This is a genomic window from Acinetobacter sp. SA01 (genome assembly GCF_011319235.1).
Taxonomy (GTDB): domain Bacteria; phylum Pseudomonadota; class Gammaproteobacteria; order Pseudomonadales; family Moraxellaceae; genus Acinetobacter.
In genome coordinates, this window is the sequence record NZ_WXXM01000022.1 from 1 (window position 1) to 15,171 (window position 15,171).

General features: G+C 39.4%; 13 protein-coding genes. 6 read left to right on the forward strand and 7 right to left on the reverse strand.

The genetic code is table 11. From position 1 onward, the window contains the following. Positions 1-351: 351 nt before the first annotated feature. A complete protein-coding gene (locus GTU69_RS14925; protein ID WP_166171642.1) occupies positions 352-921 on the reverse strand; it encodes a peptidylprolyl isomerase in 570 nt (189 codons plus the stop codon). Between the two features lie 102 nt (positions 922-1,023). Here GTU69_RS14925 and GTU69_RS14930 point away from each other — a divergent pair, with 102 nt between their 5' ends. Then, positions 1,024-1,692 carry an acetoacetate decarboxylase family protein gene (locus tag GTU69_RS14930; RefSeq protein WP_171522037.1) on the forward strand — a complete coding sequence of 223 codons (669 nt, stop codon included), beginning with the start codon at positions 1,024-1,026 and terminating at the stop codon, positions 1,690-1,692. A 53-nt stretch (positions 1,693-1,745) separates the two neighbouring features. On the opposite strand, the gene GTU69_RS14935 is transcribed toward GTU69_RS14930, so the two are convergent. Continuing rightward, a complete protein-coding gene (locus GTU69_RS14935) occupies positions 1,746-2,816 on the reverse strand; it encodes an alpha/beta hydrolase (RefSeq protein ID WP_166171692.1) in 1,071 nt (356 codons plus the stop codon). A gap of 1,105 nt (positions 2,817-3,921) precedes the next feature. Between GTU69_RS14935 and grpE the strand changes: the two genes are divergently transcribed. From grpE to GTU69_RS14955, 4 genes are all read left to right on the forward strand, one after another. Then, on the forward strand, positions 3,922-4,470 hold the full coding sequence (grpE, locus tag GTU69_RS14940) for a nucleotide exchange factor GrpE (protein ID WP_086197579.1): 549 nt from the start codon (positions 3,922-3,924) through the stop codon (positions 4,468-4,470). A gap of 122 nt (positions 4,471-4,592) precedes the next feature. Then, complete coding sequence (dnaK, locus tag GTU69_RS14945) at positions 4,593-6,539, forward strand: molecular chaperone DnaK (RefSeq protein WP_166171646.1); 1,947 nt, start codon at positions 4,593-4,595, stop codon at positions 6,537-6,539. 104 nt (positions 6,540-6,643) lie between these two features. After that, positions 6,644-7,555: a matrixin family metalloprotease gene (locus tag GTU69_RS14950; RefSeq protein ID WP_166171648.1), complete on the forward strand. Its 912-nt coding sequence runs from the start codon at positions 6,644-6,646 to the stop codon at positions 7,553-7,555. 119 nt (positions 7,556-7,674) lie between these two features. Then, complete coding sequence (locus GTU69_RS14955; RefSeq protein ID WP_166171694.1) at positions 7,675-8,052, forward strand: hypothetical protein; 378 nt, start codon at positions 7,675-7,677, stop codon at positions 8,050-8,052. Between the two features lie 93 nt (positions 8,053-8,145). On the opposite strand, the gene erpA is transcribed toward GTU69_RS14955, so the two are convergent. The 4 genes from erpA to GTU69_RS14975 form a co-directional block, all read right to left on the reverse strand. Then, positions 8,146-8,481, reverse strand: a complete 336-nt coding sequence (erpA, locus tag GTU69_RS14960; RefSeq protein ID WP_086176706.1) for an iron-sulfur cluster insertion protein ErpA — start codon at positions 8,479-8,481, stop codon at positions 8,146-8,148. Positions 8,482-8,598: 117 nt separating this feature from the next. Further along, positions 8,599-9,609 carry a putative solute-binding protein gene (locus tag GTU69_RS14965; protein WP_166171696.1) on the reverse strand — a complete coding sequence of 337 codons (1,011 nt, stop codon included), beginning with the start codon at positions 9,607-9,609 and terminating at the stop codon, positions 8,599-8,601. A 235-nt stretch (positions 9,610-9,844) separates the two neighbouring features. Continuing rightward, positions 9,845-10,855: a putative solute-binding protein gene (locus GTU69_RS14970; RefSeq protein ID WP_166171650.1), complete on the reverse strand. Its 1,011-nt coding sequence runs from the start codon at positions 10,853-10,855 to the stop codon at positions 9,845-9,847. Between the two features lie 235 nt (positions 10,856-11,090). Then, entirely contained in the window at positions 11,091-12,098 is a 1,008-nt protein-coding gene (locus tag GTU69_RS14975) for a putative solute-binding protein (protein ID WP_166171652.1), read from the reverse strand. 240 nt (positions 12,099-12,338) lie between these two features. Here GTU69_RS14975 and GTU69_RS14980 point away from each other — a divergent pair, with 240 nt between their 5' ends. Further along, on the forward strand, positions 12,339-14,273 hold the full coding sequence (locus tag GTU69_RS14980) for an ATP-binding cassette domain-containing protein (RefSeq protein WP_166171654.1): 1,935 nt from the start codon (positions 12,339-12,341) through the stop codon (positions 14,271-14,273). Between the two features lie 375 nt (positions 14,274-14,648). On the opposite strand, the gene GTU69_RS14985 is transcribed toward GTU69_RS14980, so the two are convergent. Further along, positions 14,649-15,032, reverse strand: coding sequence for a hypothetical protein (locus GTU69_RS14985; protein WP_086197610.1), 384 nt, complete (start codon positions 15,030-15,032; stop codon positions 14,649-14,651). Positions 15,033-15,171: the final 139 nt, after the last annotated feature.

Here is a 15,171-nt window from a genome sequence, read left to right on the forward strand (position 1 = left end):
GTAATTTCTACCATCAATCAATGAAAATAATTTCGATCAATCAACCAGTAAAAATCCACACAAGTTGTTCTTCATAATCTCTTAATGATCTGTTTCCTACCTCGTCAGTAGAAAATATAACGCAATAAACATTTAACAACTTAACTTGTTCAGCTAAGTTCGTTTGCTGTATCGCGTCTGGATGAGCTCATTATAGGGCAATTTCTTACCCATGCAAGTGCTTTTAACTGATTGTTTTATTGAGTGTTGTATTTTTATGCACTAAGTTGGTTCATTTTTATTCTAATTCAAATATAAACATATAATTTTAAAGCAAAAATATGAATAAAATATTTCTGCTTTATTTTTTTCTTAATTTTTCACCTCTGCTGCTTTAATGTTCACGCTGATAATTTTCACCACTTGTTTTGGTACATTTTGATGCATTCCAAAGTTTGCAGTCGGTACTTGAGTGATTTTATCGACCACATCCATGCCTTTCGTAACCTTACCAAACACGGCATAACCTGCATTCATCTGACTTCTGTTTAAAAAGTCATTGTCTACTGTATTAATAAAGAATTGGCTGGTTGCTGAATTAGGCATATTGGTTCGTGCCATGGCCAATGTGCCACGTGAATTCTTTAAGCCATTATAGGATTCATTTTGAATAGGCGCTTTGGTCTGCTTCTCGACCATGTTGGCATCCATTCCTCCCCCCTGAATCATGAAGCCAGGAATCACCCGGTGAAAAATGGTGCCGTTATAAAAGTTATCTTTTATATAGCTTTCAAAGTTTTTTGCTGAAATAGGCGCTTTATCATTAAATAGCTCTATTTCAATATTCCCCATTGAGGTTTTCATTTCTACCAGGGTATTTGCAGCCATCACCTGCAAACTCATACATGCAGAACCGATAGCAAATAAGGCCTTTTTTAACATTTCTTTACTCTTCTACGTTAAGTTGTCATTGTGAATGTCTATATATTAATCTTTCAATATAAATATAACAGCTTCTCTTTTTGATATAAAATGAGCATTACAATGAGCGAAGAATTAAATACAACTACTTTTTCCCTTTACCCACCTTGGCATTTACAGGGTGATGCTTTTATTTTTAATTACTGGTTAACGCCCAAATTTATTGCGCAGCATCGGAATTTTTATATTGCTCCTTCTCCAATTGGACGCGTGGTACAGGTCATATTGGTTCGTTATCATGATTCTCCTGTAGGCCCATATGATGAATTGCTGATCTTGGATCATCCTTTAATCAGTAAAAGACGTTTGTCTTCCATTCCGAAAATTTATGTTTCTACCGAAGCCTCTATGCTAAATGGTCAACATTTTTGGGGAATACCAAAACAGCTGGCCCAATTTGAGTGGCTCATCCATGATGATGTGGTGTATTGCAATATCTGCTTTGAGCAACAAGAAATGAGTTTGTGTTTGCAGAAATATAAACATAGCCAGACTTTTTATGTGAATAGTCATCATTTACCTGCACGACTGCTCAAGATCGATCAAGCCTGGCAAGGTTTACGCTATCAATTCACACTACAATTTCGCGGTAAACTGAGTAAATTAAAACAGGTGAGCTGGAAAAACACCCAGGACATTTTTCCCGATTTTTCTCAAGCCCGCTATTTACACAGCTTTTATGTGCCAGAATTTAGCCTCACCTTACCTAAAGCTAAAATCGAGAAAAAATAAAGGTGTTTCACGTGAAACACCTTTATTATAAATGAATGCCCAGCTCAAAAAATTTAAGCGTGTTTATCCCAAAACTTTCTATAATTTTTACTGATTTCAATAAAATACTTTTTAGCACGATAAGAAACGGGTGTGAGATTGACAAAACCATGCGCTTGATCGCTATATTCCTGATAATGCACCTTTACGCCACGATGACGTAATTTATGTGCATAAATTTCCCCTTCATCATGTAATACATCATGACCTGCAGTCACCACAAACGTAGGTGGTAATTTGTCATGCTGACCATAAGTTGGTGAAATCAGCGGATCATCGAGTTCAATCTGATGCGTATCTGCATAATAATGGGTGACAAAATCCACATCTTTACCGGTTAAAACCAGTCCTTCATTGTAGGCATAAAATGAAGGATGACGGCTTTTAAAATCAACTGCCGGATAGAGCAGTAATTGCGCTTGCGGTGCATACACTTTATGAGCTGTACGTTGTGCAACTACCGTGCTGATATTTCCTCCCGCACTGTCACCGGCAACTGAAATTCTATTTTTTAAGATTTTCAGCTGCTTTCTGTTTTGATAAATCCATGCCAAGGCATCTTCACAGCTTTGAATCAGTTGATTCGGACTTGCTTCAGGTGCTAAGGGATAGTCAATACTTAAAACCTGCACTCTTGCATGGACGGCAAGTAAACGGCAAACCTCATCATGCGAATCCAGACTGCCTACAACAAAGCCACCGCCATGAAAATACACCACCATAGGCAATTTTTTAGTGGGTGCAGGATGATAATGTCGCGCAAAGATGGTGCCGCTGTGTAAAGGTAAACGTAAATCTTCCACCTGTTTCACCGGTGTAGGTTTAGCTTTGATGGACTGCATTTGCAAATCAAAGCTTTTACGGGCCTGAATAATATCTTCACTGACCAAACCACTACTGCCCCGTTTTAACTGGGCTGCCATCATGCATTGCACCAAGGGATCAAGTTCAGGATATTGGTGCGGATATCTTAAAATTTTAACTAGAGATTTTTGTGCAAAACTGGGCAATCGATCTAAAGTACGTGCCGCTATACCTTGACCTTTTTCTAACATGGTCTGTAAAGTTCGGCTAAAAGCAACCATCATGGCACCTTCCTTTTATTTTAATCTTGATATTTTCTACATGATCAGCCAATTCGTGACCATACGCTTGTATCAGTCTAATTATCGGTATACACAGTAAAAACATTCATACGCTAATCTTCTTTTCATACCTTGTCATTGACAATTTCCATGTATATTTCGGCGTGTTTTTGCCACTCCAGCCCACAAAAAGAATGAACGTTATGGCTAAAACATGCCTTCTGCTATCATTAGCAAGGCGATTTTTAGCTGCATTATCCCCTTTCCTGAAAATGGCACTTATTAAAATGACTCTTATACTTGCTAGGATTGTCATTATAACCAAGCCTAGGGTTCAGGTTATGACTAGCAATATAAAGGGGAGTAATATCCTCAACGTTGGAAATATGATTCCTTCGCCTATTATTTAGATCCTAATTTAGAGGGGGGGTTCCGCTCAGAATCCTGATAAAATTTTGCTAAACAGATACATAAATTCTATTTATTCTGTATTTACTTAACTTTAGGCAAAAAAAAAAGCTTATCCAGAGGTTGGATAAGCCTAGAAAACACATTTCTAAATACCAAGAAGAAACTACAGCGATAGAATCTGGGTTAAATAATAAGCATATAAAGCATTTTTGTGAAATATATAATTTATTTAATATTAATCGTTTTTAAGTCTAATAAAATCATTGCGAAGTTCCTTCCTCTGCATGCGATCAAGCTTCTCAGATACATGGATAGCAATGCTTTACTTAGGAACAGCCTATTATAACTGCTGTTACAGTTAGTCAATCTATTATAGATCATAGTGTGTATCTATATCATGATCGGCTATTCAAAAGAGTGAAACCGGTAGCTGGCTTTAACCTAGGGTAAATTTAGATATTCACCCGCTACCCCCATCATTTTGCATTCTGGTTTAGAAAAAAATAATGCTTTTTAATAATTTTAATCAAATTAAACAGATTTAATCGCTTGTCTCGCTTGAATTTTTAGCGTCTGCCCCGAACTCTGTATTAATCATGAATTTTATCACTCATGGCAGTTCAGGATTAACGCAGTTAGCACTGAGGCCAAAAGGACTGACATGTTTAAAAACCCATTCAAACGGAGTAAATCTATGGCAACTGAGCAGAATCAAGACGCTCAAGATCTAGGGCAAGAGCAAGCTGAGCAACAAACAGTAGAATCTCAAGCTGAACCTGAACAGTCAGAAGTTACCGTTGAATCTTTACAAGAGCAGATTGCACAGCTTGAAGGTGACTTGAAGTTAGAAAAAGCCCGTACAGCCAATGCAGTTTATGAAGCACAAAAAAGCGTAGAACGTATTCAACGTGAAGCTGAAAAGCATAAAGAGACCGTGATTGAGAAGTTTGCTAAAGAGCTGCTCGACACTGTCGATAATTTAGAGCGCGCCATTCAAGCGGCTGGGGATATTGAATCGCCATTACTTGAAGGCGTTCAACTGACCCATAAATCATTACTCAGTACGCTGGAAAAATTTAACGTTGTAGAAGTCAACATGAACAATGGTTTCAATGCTGATTTACATCAGGCCGTCGGTATTGCACCTGACGTCAAAGCTGGTGAAATCGGTACCGTATTACAAAAAGGTTATGCCCTTTCAGGCCGTTTACTGCGTCCAGCAATGGTCCTCGTAGGTCAATAAGGTATAGAAATTCGAGAGTTTTTCTATTTTTTTCATGCAAACAACTTGAAAAATTTTGAATGGCTCTCATATCGGATAACAAGCAAAAACATTGCAAAAAATAATTTTGAGGAAACATCCAAATGGCTAAAATCATTGGTATTGACTTAGGTACAACAAACTCTTGTGTTGCCGTACTTGAAGGCGACAAAGTTAAAGTAATCGATAACGCTGAAGGCGCGCGTACAACTCCATCTATTATTGCCTATAAAGATGGCGAAATTCTGGTTGGTCAATCTGCGAAACGTCAGGCAGTGACTAACCCTAAAAATACATTATTCGCGATCAAGCGTTTGATCGGCCGTAAGTACCAAGACCAAGCAGTACAAAAAGACATCGGTTTAGTGCCTTACAAAATCATCCAGGCAGACAATGGCGATGCATGGGTGGATGTAAATGATAAGAAACTTGCACCACAACAAATCTCTGCTGAAATCTTGAAAAAGATGAAAAAAACTGCAGAAGACTATTTAGGTGAAACAGTTACTGAAGCGGTAATTACTGTTCCTGCTTACTTCAACGATGCACAACGTCAAGCCACTAAAGATGCAGGTAAAATTGCCGGTTTGGACGTTAAACGTATCATCAACGAACCAACTGCTGCAGCTCTTGCGTTCGGTATGGACAAGAAAGAAGGCGACCGTAAAATCGCGGTTTATGACTTGGGTGGTGGTACTTTCGACGTATCCATCATTGAAATTGCGGACTTGGATGGCGACCAGCAAATCGAAGTATTATCTACAAACGGTGATACTTTCTTGGGTGGTGAAGACTTCGATAACGCTTTAATTGAATTCCTGGTTGAAGAATTCAAGAAAGAACAAAGCGTGAACTTGAAACAAGATCCTCTTGCATTACAACGTTTGAAAGAAGCCGCTGAAAAAGCAAAAATCGAGCTTTCTTCTTCTAATGCAACTGAAATTAACCTTCCATACATCACTGCAGATGCGACTGGTCCTAAACATTTAGTGATCAACGTAACGCGTGCAAAACTTGAAGGTTTGGTGGCTGATCTGGTCGCTCGTACTATTGAACCATGTAAGATTGCACTTAAAGATGCCGGTCTTTCAACTTCAGATATCTCTGACGTGATTCTGGTTGGTGGTCAATCTCGTATGCCTCTGGTACAACAAAAAGTACAAGAATTCTTTGGTCGTGAGCCACGTAAAGACGTGAACCCGGACGAAGCGGTTGCGATTGGTGCTGCAATTCAAGGTGCGGTATTGTCTGGTGACAAAACTGACGTATTGCTTCTTGACGTAACTCCATTGACTCTTGGTATTGAGACTATGGGCGGCGTATTAACTGCAATCATCGAGAAAAACACTACGATTCCTGCGAAGAAATCTCAGGTGTTCTCAACTGCTGCAGATAACCAGCCTGCTGTAGACATTTCGGTTTACCAAGGTGAACGTAAAATGGCTCAACAAAACAAATTGTTGGGTAACTTCCAATTAGGCGATATCCCACCTGCTCCACGTGGTGTGCCACAAATTGAAGTATCGTTCGATATCAATGCTGACGGTATCTTGAAAGTATCTGCAAAAGACAAGAGCACAGGTAAAGAACAGTCAATTCAAATTAAAGCAAACTCAGGTTTGAGCGATGCTGAAATTGAAGCGATGATTAAAGATGCTGAAGCGAATGCGGAAGAAGACCGTAAGTTCGAAGAACTTGCTAAAGCACGTAACGAAGCAGATGCTCTTGTTTCTAGCGCGCAAAAAGCAGTAAAAGATCTTGGCGAACAAGTGACTGCAGATGAAAAAACTGCGGTGGAAACTGCGGTTACAGAGCTTGAAGCTGCAACCAAAGAAAATGACGTTGAAGCGATCAAAGCGAAAACTGAAGCATTGCAAAACATCATCATGCCGATCACTCAACGCGCTTATGAAGCTGCGCAAGGTGCTCAAGGCGGTGCGCAAGGTTTTGATCCAAATGCATTCCAAGGTGATGCTGCTGGTCAACAACAAAAAGCGGATGACGGCGTTGTAGATGCTGAGTTCACTGAAGTTAAAGATGACAAAAAATAATTTGTCGAATTAACAGAAAAAAGACCGCGCGCAAGCGCGGTTTTTTTATTTTTATTTCAGCTTAATTGTTATACAGTATAGAAAAATAATGATTTTAAGCTTTTATGCGCTTAGTGCTACTCAGCCTGTTGGTCATATTTCTGTTCGGCATGACCTATCAAACCCGAAATCATCCTCAAATTCGCCACAATACCCTGTTGGATCGTATTCAACATCCTTTCGATACCCGCTTACGCTATCGCATTGCTGAGGTTGATTCACGTTTTGGTGTTACTGAAAATGAACTGAAACAGATTAGCCAGCAAGCCACTGACATCTGGAAAGCGGGTACAGGCAAAGACTATTTTGTTTATGATCCCGATGCCCGGCTCACCATCCATTTAATTTATGATCAACGTCAAGACGAATCAGTGCAACGTCGGCAGCAATTAGGCCAGATTCAAAACAACCAGCAAGTGTGGGTCAATAAAAATCAACAACTGCAGCAATTTAAAGATGAGCTAGACCGTAACAATACTCTACTCGATGTGAAAAAAGCCCAACTCAATATACAAATAAATCAACATAATCAATATATTGCTATTATTAATCAAAGTGGCGGAATCCCTCCTTCACAACGTAATCAGCTCATGCAGCAGCAAAACCAGTTACAACAGCACATTTTTGTACTGCAGCAGGAGATCAATCTTTATAACCAGAAAATTCAGCAACTTAATCTGCAGGTTGATGAACTGAATCAGCTGAATCAACAGATTGATAGCTCGGTAAAAAGCTTTAATCAGCGTTTTCAGCCGCGATTATTTGATAAAGGTTCATTTAATGGCAAACAAATTAACATTTATGAATTTGAATCCGTTGAGGATTTACGCTTGACGCTGGCGCATGAATTTGGCCATGCACTGGGTTTGAAACATAATCAGGACCCGCAAGCACTGATGTATCCACTGATGAAAGAGCAAAACATGCAAAATTTCCGCTTGTCCGCTGCTGATCTTGCCCTGTTACAGGCGCGTTAGGCTCAACTTGAGATACAATGCAAAAAAACCTTACTTTTTATAAGTCTATGAATAGTAAGATATCGGCAATCAGGCAAATTTCGTGTTATGGTAATAACCAGAAATGACAACAGAAACCTCTGGAGATGCATGTGAGTTACTACCATATTCTTATTGAAGTAAATGATCACATCAGTACGATTGAACAGACTCGTGATATTGAAATTTTTGATATTATTGAGATTCAACCTTATCTCCATTCCATTCTTTTGCCTTATTTCAATGAGCAACTGATTGAACTTGAAGATGAAAATATAGAATTTAAAGATATTCTGCATTTGCAAGTCAAACAGACCCTGTTGCCGATTCAAGATTTGATTGAAGAAGAACAACGTTTACTGCCAAGCGATACTGATATCACCATTAGTGCTTATGAAATTTTTAACAATCGCGATTTAAGCCAAGATGTGACTACGGTTATTTTTGATATTCTAGAAGCAGCAAAACTGCAAGCCTAATAATTTAAATAGCTTGCAACAGCAAATCAGCAGGCTAACCCGCAATAAAAAAGCCCCCATTTTTGGAGGGCTTTTTTATATTTGATTATTCGATTAAATTGAAAAAGATGAACCACAACCACAGGTGGTTGTTGCATTGGGGTTGTGCACGATAAAACGTGAACCTTCCAGGCCTTCTACATAATCTACTTCTGAACCGACAAGATATTGATAGCTCAGTGAATCGACCAGCATTTTCACATCGCCATTAACAAATTCAGCATCATCTTCATTCATGCTTTCAGCAAAGTTAAAGCCATAAGAGAAACCGGAACAACCGCCACCTGTAACATAAACGCGTAACATTAATTCTTGGTTGCCTTCGCTATCACGCAATTGGCGTACTTTATTCGCAGCATTGTCGGTCAACACCAGAGCTTGGGCATTCATGTGGGATTCCTCTGTTCAATTCAGCTGTCTTGAAATATAAAAGACCATATATTAAGTATAGCATACCCAATATATGGTCAGTATTTACAGATTTAAAGTTAAATCAGACTATTTTTCTCAAGATTTTTTATAATTTTCATCCTGCAGACTACATTCAAAATTCTTTGGATCTTGCTTACAACGGAATTGCCACAGTAATTTCATCATACGTTTATCATAAACGCCGCGTTTGGTTAAATCGACCCGCGACTCGCGCATCAATTTTTGATAGCCCACTTTATCTGCTTCAGGAATTTGCATCCAGTATTTTTGCGGAATATCGGCTTTCATTTTGCCTAAAATCCCGAAGGCACGAGGTAACTGGCTTTTCACCCATTCACGTGACTTTTGCCCATATCCTGCCGGAAATTTATCTGGACGGATAATCACATTACCGGTGACTTGTAAAATAGGATAATTCACAATTGCACCCTTATTGCCTAAACCCTTATACAGTTCTAAAGGTTTAAATACGGCAGCAGGTGCACCAATAATATCCACCTGACCATTGTTAAATTTAGCGCCAAAATTGGTGACATCTGCACTAATCGCCTGTGCACCCACTTGCTGAACCATAATTTTTTGCGCTTCATCATAATCAAGCACGGCAATTTTTTTGCCTGCAGCTTTCGCCACGGTATTGATATTACGATCATTAACCATTAAAAAGGCATCGCCGACTGGAATCACACCCACCACTTCATATTTGCTATTCAGCATATGTTTGGCAAAAGTTGGATTGGCTAAACCCTGCATCACTTTTACTGCCAGTTTTAAATCGGGAATCGCACCAATAGCATCCAGTGAACCGGTAAAATGGTTAAACTGACGACCGCGCATACCGGTCACACTGATCCCGTCACACTTTCCAGCTTTAAAATCTTCAGCGATGACTGCTTCATTTTGGCCTACACGTAATTCAATATCGGCGCCCCAATTTTTGGCTGCCAATTGATAATCTTTCATCAGGGCAAAAACATCCCCACTTTTACCTACTAAATCAAATACGCAAATCACTTGTTTGGCCTGAGTCATACTGGTGACAGCACACAAACCTAGACCAAGCAGCAGTGTTTTAAAGCATGGCATCATGATTTTTTTCCTCCTTGTGTCATTATTTTATTCAGTCTTGAATTGAATCGTTTTTGCTTTTTTTATTCATCAGCCAGCAGCCGATTTGAAGACGTGTTTTTGTGGCTGATAAAATTTTACTGTTATTTTTTAAGATTACGCCTTTTTTTACTCACAACAATGGCAAAAATGACAAAATCCAGATGACAAAAAAGCCTAGATTTAATCTAGGCTTTCTTTTTAAAAATCAATACTATTCACCACCAAGTGAACATTCGAAATTGGCTTTATCGACAGAGCAGCGAGCCTTTTTCAAAACCCCCATCATGCCTGGATCATAAATACCGCGGTTGGTCATATCCATACGGCCTTCACGCAATAATTTTTGATATTTGGTTTTATCTTCTGCAGTCAGGTTCAATTTAAACTTGGCCGGAATATTGGCTTCCAGACGATTAATTAGGGCAAAACTTTTTGGTAAGTTTTTCACAAACCAATCACGTGATTTTTGACCAAAGCCTGCCGGGAATTGGTCTGGACGGATGACAAAATCTGCGGTCACCTGAAGTACAGGGAAATTAAACATCGCACCATTAGAACCTAAACCTTTGTAGATTTCTAAAGGTTTATAGGCATAGGCAGGTGCACCTACCATATCGACCTGTCCATTATTGAATTTTGCGACAAAGTTAGATACATCAGAGATCACCGCTTGCGCACCTACACGTTGCACCATAATTTTTTGTGCATCGTCATAACCTAATACCGCAAATTTTTTACCTGCTGCTTTTTCAATCGAGTCAATTTTTTTATCGCGTACAAAAATAAAAGCCGAACCTAAAGGTGAAATACCTGCCACTTCATATTTTTTGCCGCCTAAATTACTGACCATTTTCGGCGCATTACGTTTGTCCAAAGCAAAAGTGATGGCGCGCTGAGCAATCGCATTACTTGGTACACCACCGAGAGCATCAATAGAACCGACAAATTTGTTATATTGACGAGCACGCATCGCGGTCATAAATACGCCGTCACATTTACCGGCTTTAAAGTCATTATCAGCAACCGCTTCGTCTTGACGTGGAATAAGATTAATTTCTGCGCCCCATCCTTTGGCAGCCAATGCCCATTCCTGAGCCATTTGAAAAGATTCACCCGATTTACCCAGTAAATCGAATACACAGACATCGACTTTAGCAGCTTGTGCTGTACTCGCTAAGCCTACAGCAGCAAATGTTGTTAATGTGAAAATCATTTTTTTCATTATTTAGGTCCTTTTGGAATCTTGTTGTTTGACGAGTATCCGTTCACGCCACAAATATTAAGCAAGTTCATTCTAAAAAAATAGAGCATTTACTCCAATTAATCAGGCTTAAAATGCCAATCGTTTTTCATTTTTTTAAGTTAGCAATAAAAATCATAAACTTATGTAACAGCGATTTTTAGGTATAATTTATGAAATTTGCGCTATTTTACAAATGAATACAATAATGATGGATTTATTCACCGCTTAATGAACACTCAAAGTTGGTTCGCTCTACTGTACAACGAGCTTTTTTCAGCACCGTCATCATGGTCGGTTCATAAATTCCTTGTCTGGTCAGGTCTAAACGTCCATCTCGTAATAATTTTTGATATTTATCATGATCTTCCTTAGTTAAATTGACTTTATATCTGGCGGGAATTTCCGCTTCCAGGCGTTTCACCATAGCAAAGCTTTTCGGTAAAAGTTTTACGAACCAGCTCCGTGACTGATCTGCAAAACCTTCAGGAAATTTCTCCGGGCGAATCACCAGATCGGCAGTGACATTGACGACCGGAAAATTAATCATTGCCCCGCTAGAGCCTAAACCTTTGTAAATTTCTAGCGGCTTAAAGGCATAAGCGGGTGCCGCAATCATATCGACTTCACCATTGTTGAATTTCTTCACAAAATTAGAAATATCAGCCATCATCGGCACTGCACCAATACGCTGGACAACAATTTTTTGCGCCTGATCATAGTGCAGAATGGCAAATTTTTTACCTTGTGCCTTCTCTATAGAATTAATTGATTTATCACGTACAAAAAGATAGGCAGTACCAATTTGCCCAATTCCTGCCACCTCATATTTCTCATTGGCAATGCTACTGGTCAGCCGCTTTTTATTACGTTTGTCCAGCACAAAAGCAATGGCTTTTTGTGCAATCTGATTACTTGGAACGCCACCAAGTGCATCAATTGAACCGGCAAATTTGTTATAGGCGCGGGCACGCATTGAGGTCATGTAAAAAGCATCACAGATACCGGCCTTAAAATCTTTTTCAATTTTGGCTTCGTCTTGATAGGGCATTAGATTGACCTCAGCTCCCCAGTTTTTACTGGTTAAGGCCCATTCTTCAATTAATTTATAAGACTCACCTGCTTTACCGAGCAGATCAAATACACAGATATTCTGTTTTGCCTGCGCTAAGCTGGAAAAACTCAAAAGTGTGAGCATAGATAAAATAAAAGTCTTTTTTTTCATGATGTGCCTTATTCTTTTTCGCTTATTTATCTTAGAAAATTACTATAATTTTGTTTTTATAGTAAAAATAGAGCTGCTGAGGCCTTTCTGACGAAAGGCTGTTTTTTTGCATAATTTGTCACATTTTTATTCATCTACTTAAAATCATGCTTTTATAAAAAAGAATCATGCGCTGCCTTTTTCTTTTCTGAGTGGCTTCCTTTAGAATACGCACATTATTCTTCTCATTTAGATATTTCAATGATTCAGTTAGATCAACTTTCTATACGTCGCGGTGGGCGTGTTTTATTTCAAAAAGCGTCTATGCAGCTACATCCAGGATGGAAAATTGGCCTAACCGGTGTCAATGGCGCAGGAAAATCGACCCTGTTCGCTGCATTATTGGGTGGCATGGAGTCTGATGGCGGTTCTTTGACCCGTCCTGCTGCCTGGACGGTGGCTCATATGGCTCAGGAAATTAAAGCGCTGGAGATGAAGGCCATCGATTTTGTCCTGTCTGGAGATGAAGAATATTGGGACATCCAGCATAAACTGGAACATCCTGAAGACCTTAATAACGATGAGTTAGCACATTTATATGGCCGCTTTGATGAAATTAATGGCTACTCTGCTCCATCAAAAGCATCACAATTGATGGCCGGTTTGGGCTTCTTTGAACATCAGTCACAACTGGATGTTTCCAGTTTCTCGGGTGGCTGGCGCATGCGTTTAAATCTGGCCCGCACCCTGATGAGCCGTTCCGACTTGCTGTTACTGGATGAACCGACCAACCATCTCGATTTGGATGCAATTTTATGGCTGGAAGACTGGCTAAAAGCCTATGAAGGCACCCTGATTTTAATTTCGCATGACCGTGATTTTCTTGATGCCGTTACCGATCATATTTTACATATCGAAAATCAGGAACTGATGCTCTATACCGGAAATTATTCTACCTTTGAACGTACACGTAGTGAACGTCTGGCACAACAACAACAAGCGTATGAAAAGCAGCTTGAAACACGGGCACATTTACAAAAATTTATTGACCGCTTTAAAGCCAAAGCCACCAAAGCCAAACAGGCACAGAGCCGGATTAAACAACTAGAACGTATGCAGGAACTTTCTGCTGCACATGTCGATACTCCGTTTACCTTCAGTTTCCGTGAACCGACTAAAATGAGCTCACCTTTGCTGCAACTGGAACATGCGGATATTGGTTATGGTAACAAGCTGATTGTAACCAATGTCAATTTGCAAATAACACCAAGCAGCCGGATTGGTTTACTCGGGATGAATGGCGCCGGTAAATCGACATTAATCAAATCTTTGGTCGGTGACCTGAAACTGCTCAAAGGAACACGCAAAGATTCCGAATTACTGAATATTGGTTATTTTGCCCAGCATCAAATGGATGCCCTAGATGGTAGTGCCAGTCCAATGCTGCAATTATCACGAATCGCGGACAAAAAAATCAGTGAAGCAACTTTACGTTCATTCCTCGGTAGCTTTGGTTTTAGTGGCGAACGTATGGACACCCCAAGTGAAGGCTTCTCTGGTGGTGAACGTGCGCGCCTAGCTTTGGCTTTAATTGTATGGCAACGTCCAAACGTATTGATTCTGGATGAACCGACCAACCATTTGGACCTTGATATGCGTCATGCCCTGACCATGGCTTTACAGGACTTTGAAGGTGCTGTGGTGTTGGTATCGCATGAGCGTCAATTGATTGCCAGCGTCTGTGATGAATTGTTATTAGTCCACAATGGTCAATGCCGTGAATTTGATGGTGATTTGGTTGCTTATGCAGACTGGTTACGTCAGGCACGGATTGACCTCATGAAAAATGGTCAGAAACCTGCTGAACCCGTGAAGTCACAAGTAGAAGTAAAACCGGCAATTTCAAAACTCGATAAAGAAGCTCAACGTAAAGAAACTGCGCGCCGCCGTGAACTGAGCCGACCGATTCGTAAAAATATTGAAAAAAATGAAGCACAGATCAGCAAGCTGCAACCCCGTTTAGCTGAAATTGAAGTATTACTGGGTGATGCGGCAATATATGAAGCCAGTCGTAAAGATGATTTACTCAAGCTGATGAATGAGCAAACTCAGTTAAAAAGCCAGCTGGAAACGGCGGAAGAACAGATGTTAGAGTTAATGATGGAATTGGAAGAGCTGGAAAGTTCTTTTGAATAAGGCATTTTTCCATTCTTAAGTAAAGCTAAAGTGACGTTTATTTTATGATCGCAGCACAATATTTAAGGTGTGCTGCGATTTTTTAATTTTTCTACACAACCATTCTATTCTACACAACCACTCTATATAGCCATTCTACCCAGCTATGACAAGCTATTTTAAATCAAACAACATGATCAGGTTTTAAATTCAAAAACCCTCTTAAAATAAATTTAAATTCAAAATCTGCTTTTAAATTTAAAAAATTTATCCACAACCACTTAAAATTCAAGTTTAAATTTAAAATAAAATATCGCCTTATGCTATGGATAAGTTAATTTTTACTCTTTTATTGAGCTGAAATGGCAGCTTAAAAACTTATCCACACTATACTCGTCATTTTAAATTAGTTTTTTGACTTATCCTGAGCTGTTTTTTGCGTTTTAAAAACCTGAGTTCAATGATTTTCCAGGCGCTCTCATTGACCCATAATTCCCGAATTTGTTTATGATTCTGCAAGCCAATCCAGACCTGGCAATGCTTTAAATCTTCATCATAATCAAATTCTTCAAACTCAACTGCGAGTTTTTGCGGCTTCCAGACACCATTTTTCACGGCATGAGCAATGCGGTCATAGCGAACAAAATTGCTTTCCACGCGACCTTCCTGCTCGTAGACCACTTTGAACTGTTCATGTTCATACTGAGCCAGCACCTCATAATTTCCGCTAAAAAAGGCCTGAGTCCAGATATCGCGGATCTGTTCCAGTTCTTGGTCCATAGTGCTCACCTCGTCATATTGCATGATGATTTCCTCTTTATTTGGAATCATCATGACAGAGGAATACGTCATTTTAATAAAAACAAAGATGGCTAAAAATTAATCGAATTAAAATAAAAACAGCATAAAAAAAGCATCC